Genomic DNA, 15,384 nt, shown 5'->3' with positions numbered 1-15,384 from the left:
TCTCTAGCGGGCCTGCAGGGCTCGCATTTTCAGTTCGCATTCGAAAAGAAATTCGAACGCCTCGATCTGTCGCAGCGTGTCCTGCATGCCCTGCCCCCAGGTATAGAGCCCGTGCCCGCGAATCAGGTAGCCGACGCAGTCGGGATGACTGTCGAGCCAGGGTTGCACCCGGGCGGCCAAACGCACGATGTCCTGATCGTTGTCGAAAACGGGCACTTCGACCTGGCTTTCATGGGTAGTGATGCCTCTGAAGGCCTTTTGCAGCTCATAGTCGGCAAACACCAGCGAATCGCTCAGGCACAGGCGCGACAGCACCGTCGCGTTGACCGAATGGGTATGCAGGACCGCGCCGATTTCCGGCTTCCAGCGATACAGCTGGGTATGCAACAGGGTTTCGGCGGAAGGCGTCTTGCCCTCTTCGAGACTCTGGCCGGCCATGTCCACCGCGAGCAGATCGTCCATGCCCAGCTCGCCCTTGTGCTTGCCCGAGACGGTCAGCAGCACCTCGGCACTGGTCAGGCGGGCGGAATAGTTGCTGCTGGTGGCTGGCGACCAGCCACGGCCATAGAGAAAGCGTCCGGCGTTGATGATCGCCTGCGACAAGTGTTCACGTGTGGCAGTCATGCCCGTTCCTCGCTCAATCGAGTGGCAATGATAACGGCTGCGACCAGCGCCGCCAGACTGGCCAGGGCAAAAGTCCACGAGGGACCGAGGCGCGTCCAGCTGTAGCCGGCATAAAGTGCACCCAGCGCCCCGCCGATGCCCGAGAGGGTGGCGTACAGTGCCTGTCCCTGGCCCTGTTGACCGGCAGCGAAGCTGCGCTGGATGAAATGAATCGATGCCACGTGAAAGGCACCGAAAGTCGCGGCGTGCATCAGTTGCGCCAGCAGCAGGATGGCCAACTCGTCGGCGAGGTGCCCCAGCAGCAGCCAGCGCACCACGGCGATCACGAAACTGGCGGAGAGGATCGCCCGCAGGCTGAAACGCGCCAGTACCTTGCTCATCACCATGAACAGCAGGATCTCGGCGAGTACACCCAGCGACCAGAGCAATCCGATGACACCACGGCCATAGCCCAGCGCTTCGAGATGGATGCTCATGAAGGTGTAGTAAGGGCCATGGGACAGCTGCATCAGCGCGACACAGGCAAAAAAAGCCAGCACGCCCGGCTGGCGCAGTTGGCGAATGAAGCCGCCGCGCGCGCGCCGGTCGGAACGCGCCTCGGGCTGGGCGTTGGGCACCCAGAGGCTGGCCAGAAGGATACCGCTCATGATCGCCACGATAGCCCAGGGCCAGGCCTGCATGCCAAGCCGCTCGAACAGCATGCCAAGCCCGGACACCGCGAGGATGAAGCCGACACTCCCCCATAGCCTCAACTGGCTGTAACGCGCCGCCTGCTCGCGCAGATGGGCCAGGGTGATCACCTCGAACTGCGGCAGCACCGCATGCCAGAAAAACGCATGCAGCGCCATCACCAGGGCCAGCCAGGCAAAGCTGCGTTCGACAAAGATCAGTGCAAAGGACAGCAGGGTGCAGAGCGCACCAAAACGAACGATGGCCAGGCGTCGCCCACTGACGTCACCCAGCCAGCCCCAGAGGTTCGGCGCCACGCAGCGCATCAGCATGGGAATCGCCAGCAGCTCGCCGATGCGTTCGGGGGAAAACCCCAGGTGCGCGAAATACAGGCCGAAGAATGGCGCCGTCGCACCCAGCAGGGCGAAGTAGAAGAGATAGAAGCCGGAGAGGCGCCAATACGGAAGCCGGTCAGTCATGGTCGACGCGGGAAAGCCGGACGCCCAGGGCCGGAGGCTGGACGAAAAAGCGGTCCATAATCGTCCAGCCTCCAGCGTTCAGCCTCGCGCTGCAGGCGCGGTGTTTCAGAGCTGCCCCAGCACCGGTGTTTCCACCCGCACGTCGGCATTCTGTCCGCGGTGGCGGAGCAACTGGTCCATCAGCACGATGGCCATCATCGCCTCGGCGATGGGCGTGGCACGGATGCCTACGCAGGGATCGTGGCGGCCCTTGGTGATCAACTCCACCGGCTGGCCACCCATGTCGATCGAGCGTCCCGGCGTGGTGATGCTGGAGGTGGGCTTGAGCGCCAGGTGGGCAACGATGGGCTGCCCCGAGGAGATGCCCCCAAGGACGCCGCCGGCGTTGTTCGAGAGAAAGCCTTCGGGGGTGAGCTCGTCACGGTGCTCGGTGCCGCGCTGGGCCACGCTGGCGAAGCCGGCGCCAATCTCGACACCCTTCACCGCGTTGATGCTCATCAGCCCATGGGCCAGGTCGGCGTCCAGTCGGTCGAAGATCGGCTCGCCAAGCCCGGGCGGGACGCCCTCGGCCACCACGGTGATCTTCGCCCCGACCGAGTCCTGGTCACGGCGCAGCTGGTCCATATAGGTTTCCAGTTCAGCGACCTTGTCCGGATCAGGCGAAAAAAAGGCGTTCTGTTCGACGCTGTCCCAGCTCTTGAAGGAGATTTCGATCGGACCGAGCTGGCTCATGTAGCCACGCACCTGGATGCCGAGACGGGCCAGGTACTTCTTGGCGATGGCCCCGGCCGCCACACGCATGGCGGTCTCGCGCGCCGAGCTACGCCCACCGCCGCGGTAGTCGCGAATCCCGTACTTGTGGTGATAGCTGTAGTCGGCGTGCGCCGGGCGAAACAGATCCTTGATTGCCGAGTAGTCCTTGGACTTCTGATCGGTGTTGCGAATCAGCAGGCCGATGGGGCAGCCGGTGGTCTTGCCCTCGAACACACCGGACAGGATCTCGACCTCGTCGGCTTCCTGGCGCTGGGTGGTGTGGCGGCTGGTGCCCGGCTTGCGCCGGTCCAGGTCGCGCTGCAGGTCGGCCACGGACAGCTCCAGGCCCGGCGGACAGCCGTCGACGATGGCGACCAGCGCCGGACCATGGCTTTCGCCCGCGGTGGTGACGGTGAACAGCTTGCCGTAGGTATTGCCGGACATGCAGGACGCTCCACGAGGACCTCATCGAAAGGCCCGGCAGTATACTCGACTCATCCCGTGCTGGCCGCTTCCTTCAATGGGCAGCCCCTCACGGGCCACCGAGTCTTCCATCAGAGGCTCAGGACAGCCGGCCTGCGGCCGATACCCCCCGAAAGGACCCGACAAGACCGACATCATGACCGAAGCCACTCCCGCCGTCGAAGCGACCGAAACCGCCCCGCATCCCTGGGCCGACCTGCCTGCGGAACGCCTGACCCTGCTGCGCCTGGCACCCCTGCAGACCACCGCCAGCGAAGGTCCTCGTCCCTTGCGCTTCGTCGAGTTCGGCCAGGTGGAGCGGCATGCCGAAACCGAAAGCCTGCTGCGCCTGAGCATCCGCATCCCCGGAAACCCCGGCATACGCGGCCATGACCTGCTTGAACTGTGGATCGACCATCGGACGCGCAGCGTACGCTTCGGCCTCGAACGGGGGTTGCAGCTGAGCCTGCCCAACCGTGGGCTGGCCAGGTTCCTGCTGGGTCAGGCCGCCGGCTGGGCCCAGCAACGCTGGCCTCACTACCGGGTGGAGCCTTGCCCCCTTGCAGTGCTGCCGCTGCAGGGCCAGGCGCGCCAACGTCGCGACCACTGCCTGCTTGCCCAGGGTTTCGAGCTGGAAGTACCAACCGAGGCGAACCAGCCCCCGTTTTGCCAGGCTCGCTCGGTGGCCGCCCTCCTTGCCGGGTGGAACAAGGAAAAGGTCCAGATGATCAGCCAGCAGGACGCTGCCCTCATGCTGGAACAGGCTAACCAGCAGCTCCTCGAGCAGGATGCGCAGATACGTCGACAGCAAGAGCGGGTGACTCGCTTTCAGCAGCAAGACGGTACGCTGCGCTTCACCATCCTCTGCCTGATTGCCTTTGCGCTATTCCAGGCCGGGTTACTGATCTGGATCGCCACCCGCTGAGGCCTCCGCCCCGTCCGGCGTTACCCGCGAGGCAAACAATGCCTGATGCTGCCGGCACTGGGCGGCGCCGAGCAGGAATACCCCGTGCCCGCCTTCGCTGAAGGCCATCCAGGTAAAATCCACTTCCGGATACAGCGCCTCGACATGTACCTGGCTATTGCCTACCTCGACGAACAGCAGGCCCTGTTCGGTCAGGTGGTCGGCCGCCTCGGCCAGGATTCTGCGGACCAGGTCAAGCCCGTCGTCGCCACAGGCCAGCGCGATGGCCGGCTCATGCACGAATTCGCCCGGCATGTCGGCAAAATCCTCGGCATCCACGTAAGGCGGATTGCACAGGATCAGGTCGAAACGCTGGCCCGGCAGACCGTCGAAACCATCGCTCTGCACGGTATGCACACGCTCTTCAAGCCCATGCTGCTCGATGTTGTGATTGGCCACTTCCAGCGCATCGAAGGAAATATCGGCCAACAGCACCTCGGCGTTCTCGAAACGGTAGGCGCTGGCGATACCGATGCAGCCCGAGCCGGTGCACAGATCCAGGATTCGCCTGGGTCTGACGGGAAGCCAGGGATCGAAGCGATGGCCGATCAATTCGGCGAAGGGCGAGCGCGGAATCAGTACCCGCTCGTCCACCAGGAACGGCAGACCACAGAACCACGCCTGGCCGATCAGGTAGGCCGTCGGCACGCGCTCCTCGATACGCCGTCGCAGCAGCTCCTGCAGATGCTCGCATTCGTCCGTTTCGAGACGGCAATCCAGATAGCTGTCGGCAATCTCCCAGGGCAGGTGCAGCGCGCCGAGCACCAGTTGTCGGGCGTCGTCCCAGGCATTGTCGGTGCCATGGCCGAAAAACAGCTGTTCGGCCTCGAAGCGGCTTACAGCCCAGCGGATGTAGTCACGCAAGGTACGCAATCGAGAATCAGAGGAGATCAAGGCGGTCGCTCCGGCGAAAATCGGCAAGTCTAGCCGATGAATCGCCAGCTTTCCTGCGCGGTCCAAGCACACGGATGCACGGGAACGCTCTGGAAGGTTCACAAGCCGACAAAGTGGAGCCACAATCAGCCCCCGTAACGCATCAAGGAGCGAGTAATGTCCCAGCCACAGACCATGCTTCAGCTCAGCGGCCGAGCCTACGCACCGGCACATCTGGCGAACGCCACGCTGCTGATCATCGACGTTCAAGAGGAATACCGGGGCGGGGTACTCGAACTGCCAGGACTGGCGGCTTCGCTCGATGAAATCGCGGCGTTGCTGGAGTCGGCTCGCCAGGTCGGAGCGCCTGTCGTGCACGTCCACCACCTGGGCATCACTGGCGGCCTGTTCGACCCCCAGGGCCAGCGAGGCCAGATCATGCCTGAAGCAGCACCCCGGCCTGGAGAGATCGTGATTGGCAAGCGACTGCCGAATGCCTTCGCCGGTACCGACCTGCACGACCAGCTGCAGGCCCTAGGCCGCCTCGACCTGATCGTTTGCGGGTTCATGACCCACTCGAGCATCAGCACCACGGTTCGCGCGGCGAAGGACTATGGTTACCGTTGTACCCTGGTGGACCGCGCCTGCGCCACGCGCGACCTTCCCTTCGAAGGTGGCACCCTTGCCGCGGATGAAGTCCACCGCATTGAAATGGCGATACTCGCCGACAACTTCGCCGCCTGCGTCACCGACACCAACGCGGTACGCTGACAGGCGCAGGCCTGCGGCAGACGCACACTCGCCAATGACGGCTTCACCAGGCACGACCGCCGCCGGCCCGGTCAAGCCCGAGATCATCGCGAGGTAACCGGTATGAAATCTTCCGAGGGCTTCGACGCCCGTCGTCTTCGCAACCGGGAACGCAAGAACTGGCGACTGCGGCTGGGCGTCCTGCTTGGTGTGCTGATGCTGCTTGCCGGCGTCCTGCTTGCGCTCGTCGGCGCCTTGGTACTGCTGGGACAGGGCGCCGCACTGGGCGAATTCGGCGCCGAACGCGACGGCGGCATCGTCATGCTGGTGGCAGGCCTTCTGCTGGCCTGGGTGGGACGCCTCTGCTGGCGTCGCTGTCGGCGCATCCAGCGCCAGCCCAACAGGCTCAGCATGTCTCCGCACCTGATGAAAAAGCGCAACTGATCCTTGCTAAACTGCCGTCCTCACGGCCGGAGGCAGCATGCAAGACGACGATGATTTTTCCCTGTTCAAGGCCGCGACCGCGGGCATCAAGCCCATCCGCACCGAACGCGCCGACACGGGAAAGCCACGCCAGGACAACCAGCGCCTGGCGGGACGGCGGGCGAATGCCACCACCCGGGTTGAGCAGACCCGTATCGACGGATTATCCGATCAGTTCGTGATCGATGTGGGCGCCGAGGATGAACTCTACTGGGCGCGTGATGGCGTGCAGGACAGTCAGATGCGCAAGCTCAAGGCGGGCCAGATATCCTTTGAGGGCAGTCTCGACCTGCATGGGATGACCGTCGAGCGTGCCCGCGAGACACTATGGGATTTTCTCGCCGAAGCGGCGAAGTACGAAATCCGCTGCGTTCGGGTGACCCACGGCAAGGCGGCGCGCCTCGATGGCAAGCGCCCCCTGATCAAGAGTCACGTCAATACCTGGCTGCGCCAGCACCCCCAGGTGCTCAGTTTCAGCTCATGCCAACCCCGCCACGGCGGAACCGGGGCGCTCTACGTGATGCTCAAGCGCACCATGCTCGAAGGGCGCGAAGAGTAGCGCCCGTGCGGATGAGGCTTGCCAGAGAAGCGCAGTGACCCTACCCTTCTCGCTCGCAATTACCGGCACATTGACAGGACTCCCTACATGTCCCTCGAACAACACTACACTGCGATCCTCGAGCAGCTCGGCGAGGACGTTGGCCGCGAGGGGCTGCTTGACACCCCCAAGCGTGCGGCCAAAGCCATGCAGTATCTCTGCAAGGGATACGATCAGACCCTCGAAGAAGTGACCAACGGTGCCTTGTTCAGCTCCGACAACAGCGAGATGGTGCTGGTTAAAAACATCGAGCTGTATTCGCTGTGCGAACACCACATGCTGCCCTTCATCGGCAAGGCGCACGTGGCCTACCTGCCGGCCGGCAAGGTGCTCGGTCTGTCGAAGGTCGCACGGATCGTCGAGATGTATGCTCGCCGCTTGCAGATCCAGGAAAACCTGACCCGGGAGATCGCCGACGCGGTTCAGCAGGTCACCGGTGCTGCCGGGGTCGCCGTGGTGATCGAGGCCCAGCACATGTGCATGATGATGCGGGGAGTAGAAAAGCAGAACTCATCGATGGTCACCTCGGTCATGCTGGGCCAGTTCCGCGACAACCCCGCGACCCGCAGCGAATTCCTCGGCCTGGTGCGCTGAGGCAACAGGCCGCGACGGGGCCGGATCAGTCCCCGTCGTTGTCGTCGTCCCGGCGGTTCATGCCGTACTTGCGCATCTTTTCCACCAGGGTGGTGCGACGGATGCGCAGGCGCTCGGCAGCCCGGGCCACCACACCCCCGGCATCGTCCAGTGCCTGCTGGATCAGCGCCTGCTCCAGATTGCCGAGATACTCCTTGAGGTCCAGACCGTCCTCAGGCAGCAGCGCGTTGGCCTCGTGGCTCGAGACCGGCGCGGCGATCGCGGCACGCTCTTCCATCTCCTCATGGATGCTGCTGGCGTAGCGCTCGTCTTCGTCGTCGACGTGGCGAAACTTCTTGGGCAACTCCATCACGCCGATCACGCCATAGGGATGCATGATCGCCATGCGTTCGACCAGGTTCGCCAGCTCGCGCACATTGCCAGGCCAGTCGTGCCTGCACAGCGACATGATCGCCGCGGAATTGAAACGAATCGAACCACGTTTCTCGTGCTCCATGCGCGAGATGAGCTCGTTGATCAGCAGCGGGATATCCTCGACTCGCTCGCGCAGCGGCGGCATGTCGATTGGAAAGACGTTGAGACGATAATAGAGGTCCTCGCGAAAGGTCCCCTCTTCGATCATCTTCTCGAGATCTTTGTGGGTGGCCGCGATGATTCGCACATCCGCCGCCTGCATGCGATTGCTGCCGACCCGCTCGAAGGTGCGCTCCTGCAACACCCGTAGCAGCTTGACCTGCATGTTGAGCGGCATGTCGCCGATCTCATCGAGAAACAGGGTCCCGCCATTGGCAAGCTCGAAACGACCGGCGCGCGAGGTGATGGCACCGGTAAAGGCGCCCTTCTCGTGGCCGAACAGTTCGCTTTCCAGCAGTTCTGCCGGGATGGCACCACAATTGACCGGCACGAAAGGCCCGCTGCGGCGCTTGGAGTGATAGTGCAGGTTGCGCGCCACCACCTCCTTGCCCGTTCCCGACTCGCCGAGTATGAGCACGCTGGCCTCGGTATCGGCGACCTGCTGCATCATCTGCCGTACATGCTGAATGGTGCGGCTGGTGCCCACCAGGCTACGGAACAGGTCGGGCTCACGCTGGACACCACGCGAGCGCGCCTGGTCATAGACTTCGCGGTAGACCTGTGCACGATGCAGGGAATCGAGCAGTTTGTTGTAGCTCGGCGGCATCTCCAGGCTGGCCAGCACCTTGCGGCGAATATCGTCAGGCCAATCGCCGGGAACGCTCTCACCAAGCAACAGCAGCGGAAGGTTTTCGTCCCACTTGTTCAGCTGCTTGACCAGATCGACACAACCGCCGTTGCGGTCGATCTGGCCGAGCAATACGCCCAGCACGCTGGTACTGGCCAGGCCATCGACGACCTGCTGCCACTCGGCGCTGGAGCACACCAGGTGTTCTTCACCGAGAAAGGTCAGGATGACCGCCATGTCCCGGCGCCGCTCGCCATGATCGTCGATCAACAGGATCTTGTTTTCACGCCACATCTATTCAATCCGTAATCAGGCTGAACGAACCTTTGCTCACGCCAACAAGACGACCGCAACGGGCAATGCCGCCTAGTTAAGACCAAAAAGGAAGTGGGGTCAATTTTATGACGTAGGCCTTGTCAGAGCCAGCCGAACAACGCCCCGAGGAGACAGACGGAGTGATCACGGCGCTGCTCAACCGAACAGCTGGTAGACCTTGGCTCCCTGGCGGGACTGGTTCAGGTGCAGCAGCTCAGCGGCGACGCGCTGCTGCTCGGCCTGGCACTGGGCAACCATCTCGTTGTACAGCGAGAGCAACTCCTCGAGGCTCTGGCGCATGCTCTCCTCGTCACGCAGCGGCTCACGCATAGCGTCTTCCACGGCCCGTCGGCAGTGCAGGTCCAGCGCGCCAATCGCCGTCCAGTCCTGGCGCTGCAGCGCGTCGCGCAGCGCACTGCCGGTTTCCACGAGTTGTTGGACAGTTGTGTTCATTGACTACCACTCCGGGGATGAGCCCGCCGTGCGACGGATGTCACTGGTGACCGCTCACCAGCTGTCGATACGCATGTATCGGCCTGAACACGGCGGACTTTAACTCGGCAGACATTATCGGTTGCGCAACCCCGGCGGTACGCTCGGCAGCGCGACGGGCTCCCAGGGACCGTCCGGGTGCGGCGCGCAGAGCCAACCATTCTGATGACGGTAGTACAGCCGCTCACGATAGAAGAGATCGCGCCCGGGGACGACATAGACACCCAGCGTATTGTCCCAGTGAGCCGCGACATGTGGCGGAGGTGCATACCGTGGGTGGCTGGGCTGGGTCGTCGGGCGAGAGGGTGCAGGCGGCCTTTCCACCGGCGGCGGGGCGATCACCGGACCTGGCCTTGCAGGCGGCACCTTCTCCGGCGCCGGCGCGGGCACCGGCACCGGTTCATAAGCTGGGCGGTGTGGCGTGGCACAGGCAGTGAGCAGCGCGGCCAGCGCCAGGATGGCACCGGCACGCAGGGCAGCACGGCCAGGGAGATTAGGGGTCAGCATGACCATGGCCGGCCTCATGGGGTATCCGCTGTATCAATGGACAGTTCCAGGGTATCGCCGGCAGACGGCGTGACGGCGTCACTTTCGCCGCGCCATTCCCCACGCGTGGCGTCACCCGCCCGCGAAATCCGAGCCGCAAGGCGGATCTGGTCGAAATTGGACAGCCGCAGCTCGGGCATCATCGCGTCGCGATCACTCAGGGTCACGGTCGTCGGCAGCTCGGCGACTGTCAAGCGCTTGACCGCCAGCGGCATCGGCGGCCCGGCAGCGCCCCGGGCAAAGACGAACACGGTGTCATCCGACCTGACTTCCTTCAGGACTTCCGGTGCCAGCGACAGCTGGACCTCCAGTTCCAGTACCGGGGTTTCGGTAGCCACGGTTTCGTCCGAATCATCCGCTCGCGCTTCGCCCATTTCCGCACGGGCCCGTTCGATTCCACCCTGGATGGCGGCGCGCGAGGGGTCCTGTTCCGGCAGCAGGGCCACCAGTCGCCCCCAGTACTCCATCGCATCGGCAAAACGGCGCTCCTCGAAGGCGGCAATGCCCATCAATCCGAGGGTGGTGGTTTCGTTGCGGTCGCCATGCAGTGCCTCGCGAGTGATCTCCTGCAGTTGCTCGGTCCACTGGCGGCCGCCGCCAAAGTACAAGGCCTGGGCCCACTGCCCGAGCAGATCCGGCTGGCGACCCGCCAGTCGCACGGTCTGCTCGAACGCCTGGGCAGCCTCCTCCGGCCGCTCCTGGGACATGTATGTACGGCCCAGGAAGTACCAGGCTTCGGCATTGTCCGGCTGGACCTCCACCGCGCGCTCCAGGCGGGCGAGCATCTCCTGCATGGTCTGCGGCTGGGTGGAGAACTCACGCGCGAGCTGAACGCGGTCCAGCGCTCCCCAATGCCAGTACATCGCAATGCCCGCCACCGGCACCAGCAGCGCCGCAATCAGCGGCAATCCACGACCCAGCGCACCGAACCGCTTGAGTTCACCGCCCTCGGTGTCATCGAGCAGCTCGCGGGCCGCCTCTGCACGGGCCACATCGAATTGTCCGGTTTCCAGACTGCCCGCTTCGCGCTGCGCGGACAATTCCTGCACGCGCTCTTCATAGAGCGCGACGTTCAGGGCGGTACGGTCTTCTTCGGTCTGTGCGCGACGACCGCGCACCACGGGCAGCAGGAGAAACGCCAGGGCCACCAACAACAGGGCGGCGGCTCCGAACCAGAAATCGATCATGAGTCTTTGTTATCCAGCAGATTGGCGAGGCGCTGACGCTCAGCCTCGGTCAGGGTTTTGCCAGCGGGCTCGGCCGAGGCGCGGCGCTTGCGGATGACGATACCGGCAACTACACCAAAGCCGACCAGCAGCAGTACTGCCGGACCAAACCAGAGCAGGATGGTCTGCGCATTGATGGGCGGGCGATAGCGAACGAATTCGCCGTAACGATCAACCAGATACTCGACGATCTCGCTGTTGCTGCGGCCGTCTTCGAGCATGCGAAAGATTTCCTGGCGCAGGTCCATGGCGATCGGCGCGTTGGAGTCGGCGATGTTCTGGTTCTGGCACTTGGGACAACGCAGTTCCTCGGTCAAGGTCCGATAGCGTTCGCGCTCGGCCTCGCTCTGGAATTCGTAGGTATCAATGGCCGCGTAGGCCCCCAAAGAGCAGGCCAGCAACAGCAGGGCGATCAGCGCTTTCATTCATCCACCATCTGCTGGTAGAGCGGCGCCAGCTGTTCGCGCCAGATACGCTCATCGATCACGCCAACGAACCTGTGACGGATGACGCCATGACGGTCGATGAAGAACGTCTCCGGCGCGCCATATACGCCCAGGTCCAGCCCAAGGCTGCCGGCGTCGTCACGGATGTTCAGCTGGTACGGATCGAGAAAATCCACCAGCCATTTCTTCGCCGCGGCATTGTCGTCCTTGTAGTTCACCCCGTGGATGTTCACGCCCTGGCTGGCCAGTTTGTTCAGCACCGGATGTTCCACCTTGCACGCCACGCACCAGGTCGCCCAGACATTGAGCAGCGCAGGCTGCCCCTTGAGGTTCTCCTGGCTGAGCAGTTGTTGTTCGTCCTGCACCGAAGGCAGGGAGAATGCCGGGACCGGCTTGCCGATCAGCGCCGACGGCAGCTCCGACGGGTCAAGAAACAGGCCGCGGTAGAGAAACAGGCTGATGGCCAGAAACAACGCCAGTGGCAGCAGGAAGAGCAGTCGTTTCATGTCAGGCCCCCTGCCCCGCCATGCCCAGCGCTTCACGCACGCGCGTCTTGACCTTGACCCGGTAACGGCGATCCGCAGCGGCCATGAATCCACCGAGTCCCATCATCAGCGAGCCCAGCCAGATCCAGCGAACAAAGGCCTTGATGTGCACGCGCACCGCCCAGTCGCCGTCTTCCAGCGGTTCACCCAGGGCGACATAGAGGTCGCGTGTGAAGCCTGCATGGATACCGGCCTCGGTCATGGGCATCTGTTGCACCACATACAGGCGCTTTTCAGGATGCAGCACGGTTATCTCGCGGCCATTGGCGTTGAGCACGCGCACGGTGCCCTTGTCGGAGATGTAGTTCGGACCTTCGAAGTGATGGGTTCCCTCGAAGAAGAAGTGATAGCCGCCCAGCTCCAGCGAGTCACCCGGCGACATGCGCAGGTCCCGCTCGACACTCAGGTGGCTGGTGAGCACCACGCCCAGCGCGCATACCGCCAGACCCAGGTGCGCCATGTGCATGCCCCAGTAGCTTGGCGACAGGCTGCGGATTCCGCGCCACAAGCCCTTGTGGCGGGTCTTGTCCAGCAGATCCCGCACGCCTGCCAGGGTTACCCAGGCGGCGAGCAGGCAGACCGCGAGAATCGCCCAGTTGAAATCGCCAAACAGCATCGAGGCGACCCCGGCGAGTACGGCACTGGCGATCAGCACCGGCGTCAGCATGCTCTTGAGCCATTTGACCGGGGTGTCCTTCCAGCGCACCAGCACACCGACGCCGAGGGTTGCCATCAACAATGCCATCAACGGGTTGAAGAGCGCATTGAAATAAGGCGGCCCCACCGACAGCTTGGCGCCGGTCAAGGCGTCCAGCAACAGCGGGTAGAGGGTGCCGAGCAGGATGGTGGCGGTGGCCACGACGAGGATCAGGTTATTGACCAGCAGCAGGGTTTCCCGGGACCAGAGCGCGAAACTGACCTGACTCTTGACCATCGGCGCACGCAGGGCGAAGAGCGCCAGCGAACCGCCAACCACCAGCAGCAGGAACGCCAGGATGAACACACCCCGCTCCGGATCGGTGGCGAAGGCGTGGACCGAAGTGAGGACGCCGGAGCGGACCAGGAAGGTACCGAGCAGGCTCAGGGAGAACGCAGCGATTGCCAGCAGCACGGTCCATGCCTTGAACACACCACGCTTCTCGGTGACCGCCAGCGAATGGATCAGCGCAGTACCCACCAGCCACGGCATGAACGAGGCGTTTTCCACCGGATCCCAGAACCACCAGCCGCCCCAGCCCAGCTCGTAGTAGGCCCACCAGGAGCCCAGGGCGATGCCGATGCCGAGAAAGGCCCAGGCGACCAGCGTCCAGGGACGCGACCAGCGCGCCCAGGCGGCATCCAGGCGACCGCCCAGCAGGGCGGCAATGGCAAAGGAGAAGGCGACGGAGAAACCGACGTAACCCATGTAGAGCATCGGCGGATGCACGATCAGGCCGAAGTCCTGCAGCAGCGGGTTGAGGTCGCGGCCATCGGCCGGCGGCTGCGGCAGCAGGCGCTCGAAAGGGTTCGAGGTCACGATCAGAAACAGCAGGAAGCCGATACTGATCAGACCCATGATCCCCAGCACCCGCGCCAGCATTTCCTCCGGCAGCTGGCGCGACAGCACCGCAACGGCAAAGGTCCAGCCAGCCAGAATCATCGCCCAGAGCAGCAGGGAGCCCTCGTGGGCGCCCCATACGGCGCTGAACTTGTAATACCAGGGCAGTGCGCTGTTGGAGTTGTTGGCCACATAGGCTACCGAGAAGTCGTCCACCATGAACGCGTAGGTCAGGCAGGCGAAGGAGATGATGAGGAAGGCGAACTGCCCCCAGGCAGCCGGTTGCGCCAGCCCCATCCATTGGCGGTCACCGCGCCAGGCACCGACCAGCGGCAGGGTGCCCTGCACCACCGCCAGGCACAGCGCCAGAATCATCGCCAGATGGCCAAGTTCGGGAATCATTGGATGCTCTCCTCGACGGCTGCATTCTCGAAGTGCTTGAGCATGCCGCTCTTGGCCAGCGCCTCGGCGACCTCCGGAGGCATGTAGTTCTCGTCATGCTTGGCCAGCACTTCGTCCGCGATCAGCACGCCCTCGCCGTTGACCCGGCCGAGTGCAACGATGCCCTGCCCCTCACGGAACAGGTCGGGCAGGATGCCCTGGAAGCGGATGGTCACGCTCTCTGCATTGTCGGTCACCCTGAACGACACATTCAGCGCATCGCGGTCACGGGCCACCGAGCCCTGCTCCACCAGCCCACCGGCACGAATGCGAGTCCCCTCGGGTGCCTCCCCGGCCGCGATCTGGGACGGGGTGTAGAACAGATTGATGTTCTGCTGCAATGCGGAAAGCGCGAGGGTGACGGCCACGCCGACCCCGGCGAGGATCGCCAGCACAACATAAAGACGCTTCTTGCGCACCGGATTCACTTGCCTTCCTCCCGGCGCATACGACGCGCCTCATCATGCAGATAACGGCGACGCGCCAGGCTTGGCAGCGCCACGTTCAAGAGCAGGACAGCCAGGCTGAGCCCGAAGGATGTCCAGACATACAGGCCATGGTTGCCCATCGCCAGGAACTCGGAAAAGGACGCGAAGCTCATCGGCGTTTCTCCACCAGCGTCTTCACTTCCGCCTTGACCCAACTGCTTCGCGATTCACGCTTGAGTACCTCCAGTCGCATTCGCATCAACAACACGGCCCCGAAGAAACAATAGAAACCGATCACCATCACCAGCAGAGGCAGCCACATCTCGACTGGCATGGCCGGCTTCTCGGTGAGCCTGAAGGTTGCCGGCTGGTGCAGGGTGTTCCACCAGTCCACCGAGTACTTGATGATCGGGATGTTCACCACCCCTACCAGAGCCAGTACCGCGCAGGCCTTGGCGGCACTGTCGCGATTGCTGATCGCCTGGCCCAGCGCAATGATCCCGAAGTACAGGAAAAGGAGGATCAGCATGGACGTGAGGCGGGCATCCCAGACCCAGTAGGTGCCCCAGGTCGGCTTGCCCCAGATGGCCCCGGTCGCCAGTGCGATCACGGCCATCCAGGCCCCGATGGGAGCCGCCTGTTGCAGCGCCACGTCGGCGAGCTTCATCTTCCACACCAGGCCGACCAGGCCCGCGACGGCGAGCATTATGTAGATCGACTGGGCGAGGAAGGCAGCCGGCACATGTATATAAATGATGCGAAAGCTGTTGCCTTGCTGGTAATCGGCAGGCGCAAAGGCCAGGCCCCAGACCAGACCGACCAGCAGGCAGGCACCGGCCAGCCACGCCAGCCAGGGTAGCCAGCGGCCGCTGATTCCGTAGAACCACTTGGGCGAGCCAAGCTTGTGAAACCAGGTCCAGTTCATCGAAACGCCTCTGCTCGTACTGCGCGGCATGCG

At 63.7% G+C, this 15,384-nt stretch carries 19 protein-coding genes; 5 read left to right on the top strand and 14 right to left on the bottom strand.

Annotated features, from left to right (window positions below; translation table 11 throughout):
• Positions 1-3 precede the first annotated feature (3 nt).
• From ACFOMF_RS17570 to aroC, 3 genes are all read right to left on the bottom strand, one after another.
• Entirely contained in the window at positions 4-624 is a 621-nt protein-coding gene (locus ACFOMF_RS17570) for a methylthioribulose 1-phosphate dehydratase (RefSeq protein WP_386367315.1), read from the bottom strand.
• Positions 621-1,772 carry an MFS transporter gene (locus ACFOMF_RS17565; protein ID WP_386367313.1) on the bottom strand — a complete coding sequence of 384 codons (1,152 nt, stop codon included), beginning with the start codon at positions 1,770-1,772 and terminating at the stop codon, positions 621-623. Before ACFOMF_RS17565 ends, ACFOMF_RS17570 begins: the two co-directional genes overlap by 4 nt.
• A 105-nt stretch (positions 1,773-1,877) precedes the next feature.
• Positions 1,878-2,969, bottom strand: a complete 1,092-nt coding sequence (gene aroC, locus ACFOMF_RS17560) for a chorismate synthase (protein WP_386367311.1) — start codon at positions 2,967-2,969, stop codon at positions 1,878-1,880.
• 175 nt (positions 2,970-3,144) lie between these two features.
• Between aroC and ACFOMF_RS17555 the strand changes: the two genes are divergently transcribed.
• Complete coding sequence (locus ACFOMF_RS17555) at positions 3,145-3,912, top strand: hypothetical protein (RefSeq protein ID WP_386367309.1); 768 nt, start codon at positions 3,145-3,147, stop codon at positions 3,910-3,912.
• Here ACFOMF_RS17555 and prmB read toward each other — a convergent pair.
• The gene (gene prmB, locus ACFOMF_RS17550; protein WP_386367307.1) at positions 3,886-4,845 is read right to left on the bottom strand and encodes a 50S ribosomal protein L3 N(5)-glutamine methyltransferase; all 960 of its coding nucleotides are present in this window, start codon (positions 4,843-4,845) and stop codon (positions 3,886-3,888) included. The two genes, ACFOMF_RS17555 and prmB, sit on opposite strands and share 27 nt — an antisense overlap.
• 156 nt (positions 4,846-5,001) lie before the next feature.
• On the opposite strand from prmB, the gene ACFOMF_RS17545 reads away from it, so the two are divergent.
• From ACFOMF_RS17545 to folE, 4 genes are all read left to right on the top strand, one after another.
• Positions 5,002-5,595: a cysteine hydrolase family protein gene (locus tag ACFOMF_RS17545; RefSeq protein WP_386367305.1), complete on the top strand. Its 594-nt coding sequence runs from the start codon at positions 5,002-5,004 to the stop codon at positions 5,593-5,595.
• 102 nt (positions 5,596-5,697) lie between these two features.
• The gene (locus ACFOMF_RS17540; protein WP_386367303.1) at positions 5,698-6,018 is read left to right on the top strand and encodes a hypothetical protein; all 321 of its coding nucleotides are present in this window, start codon (positions 5,698-5,700) and stop codon (positions 6,016-6,018) included.
• 37 nt (positions 6,019-6,055) lie between these two features.
• A complete protein-coding gene (locus ACFOMF_RS17535; protein WP_386367300.1) occupies positions 6,056-6,616 on the top strand; it encodes a Smr/MutS family protein in 561 nt (186 codons plus the stop codon).
• Positions 6,617-6,703: 87 nt separating this feature from the next.
• Complete coding sequence (gene folE, locus ACFOMF_RS17530; RefSeq protein WP_386367298.1) at positions 6,704-7,249, top strand: GTP cyclohydrolase I FolE; 546 nt, start codon at positions 6,704-6,706, stop codon at positions 7,247-7,249.
• A gap of 25 nt (positions 7,250-7,274) precedes the next feature.
• Here folE and ACFOMF_RS17525 read toward each other — a convergent pair whose 3' ends face one another.
• The 10 genes from ACFOMF_RS17525 to ACFOMF_RS17480 all read right to left on the bottom strand — a co-directional run bounded on the left by ACFOMF_RS17525 (position 7,275) and on the right by ACFOMF_RS17480 (position 15,351).
• Entirely contained in the window at positions 7,275-8,744 is a 1,470-nt protein-coding gene (locus ACFOMF_RS17525) for a sigma-54 dependent transcriptional regulator (protein ID WP_386367296.1), read from the bottom strand.
• A gap of 177 nt (positions 8,745-8,921) precedes the next feature.
• A complete protein-coding gene (locus tag ACFOMF_RS17520) occupies positions 8,922-9,218 on the bottom strand; it encodes a flagellar protein FliT (RefSeq protein ID WP_386367294.1) in 297 nt (98 codons plus the stop codon).
• A gap of 114 nt (positions 9,219-9,332) precedes the next feature.
• A complete protein-coding gene (locus ACFOMF_RS17515; RefSeq protein ID WP_386367292.1) occupies positions 9,333-9,770 on the bottom strand; it encodes a hypothetical protein in 438 nt (145 codons plus the stop codon).
• Between the two features lie 8 nt (positions 9,771-9,778).
• Entirely contained in the window at positions 9,779-10,990 is a 1,212-nt protein-coding gene (gene ccmI, locus ACFOMF_RS17510; RefSeq protein ID WP_386367290.1) for a c-type cytochrome biogenesis protein CcmI, read from the bottom strand.
• Positions 10,987-11,454 carry a cytochrome c-type biogenesis protein gene (locus ACFOMF_RS17505; RefSeq protein WP_386367288.1) on the bottom strand — a complete coding sequence of 156 codons (468 nt, stop codon included), beginning with the start codon at positions 11,452-11,454 and terminating at the stop codon, positions 10,987-10,989. The genes ccmI and ACFOMF_RS17505 overlap by 4 nt, the downstream gene beginning before the upstream one ends.
• A complete protein-coding gene (locus tag ACFOMF_RS17500; protein ID WP_386367286.1) occupies positions 11,451-11,981 on the bottom strand; it encodes a DsbE family thiol:disulfide interchange protein in 531 nt (176 codons plus the stop codon). The genes ACFOMF_RS17505 and ACFOMF_RS17500 overlap by 4 nt, the downstream gene beginning before the upstream one ends.
• A gap of 1 nt (position 11,982) precedes the next feature.
• Positions 11,983-13,959 (bottom strand): heme lyase CcmF/NrfE family subunit, encoded by a 1,977-nt coding sequence (locus ACFOMF_RS17495; RefSeq protein WP_386367284.1) that lies wholly within the window; start codon positions 13,957-13,959, stop codon positions 11,983-11,985.
• Positions 13,956-14,426, bottom strand: coding sequence for a cytochrome c maturation protein CcmE (gene ccmE, locus ACFOMF_RS17490; protein ID WP_386367282.1), 471 nt, complete (start codon positions 14,424-14,426; stop codon positions 13,956-13,958). Before ccmE ends, ACFOMF_RS17495 begins: the two co-directional genes overlap by 4 nt.
• Positions 14,423-14,599 (bottom strand): heme exporter protein CcmD, encoded by a 177-nt coding sequence (ccmD, locus tag ACFOMF_RS17485; protein ID WP_386367280.1) that lies wholly within the window; start codon positions 14,597-14,599, stop codon positions 14,423-14,425. Before ccmD ends, ccmE begins: the two co-directional genes overlap by 4 nt.
• On the bottom strand, positions 14,596-15,351 hold the full coding sequence (locus ACFOMF_RS17480) for a heme ABC transporter permease (protein WP_386367278.1): 756 nt from the start codon (positions 15,349-15,351) through the stop codon (positions 14,596-14,598). The genes ccmD and ACFOMF_RS17480 overlap by 4 nt, the downstream gene beginning before the upstream one ends.
• Positions 15,352-15,384: the final 33 nt, after the last annotated feature.

The organism is Stutzerimonas tarimensis (assembly GCF_042648805.1).
Lineage (GTDB): Bacteria > Pseudomonadota > Gammaproteobacteria > Pseudomonadales > Pseudomonadaceae > Azomonas > Azomonas tarimensis.
The sequence above is the reverse complement of the archived record's forward strand: the minus strand, read 5'-3'. Positions and strand labels throughout refer to the sequence as shown.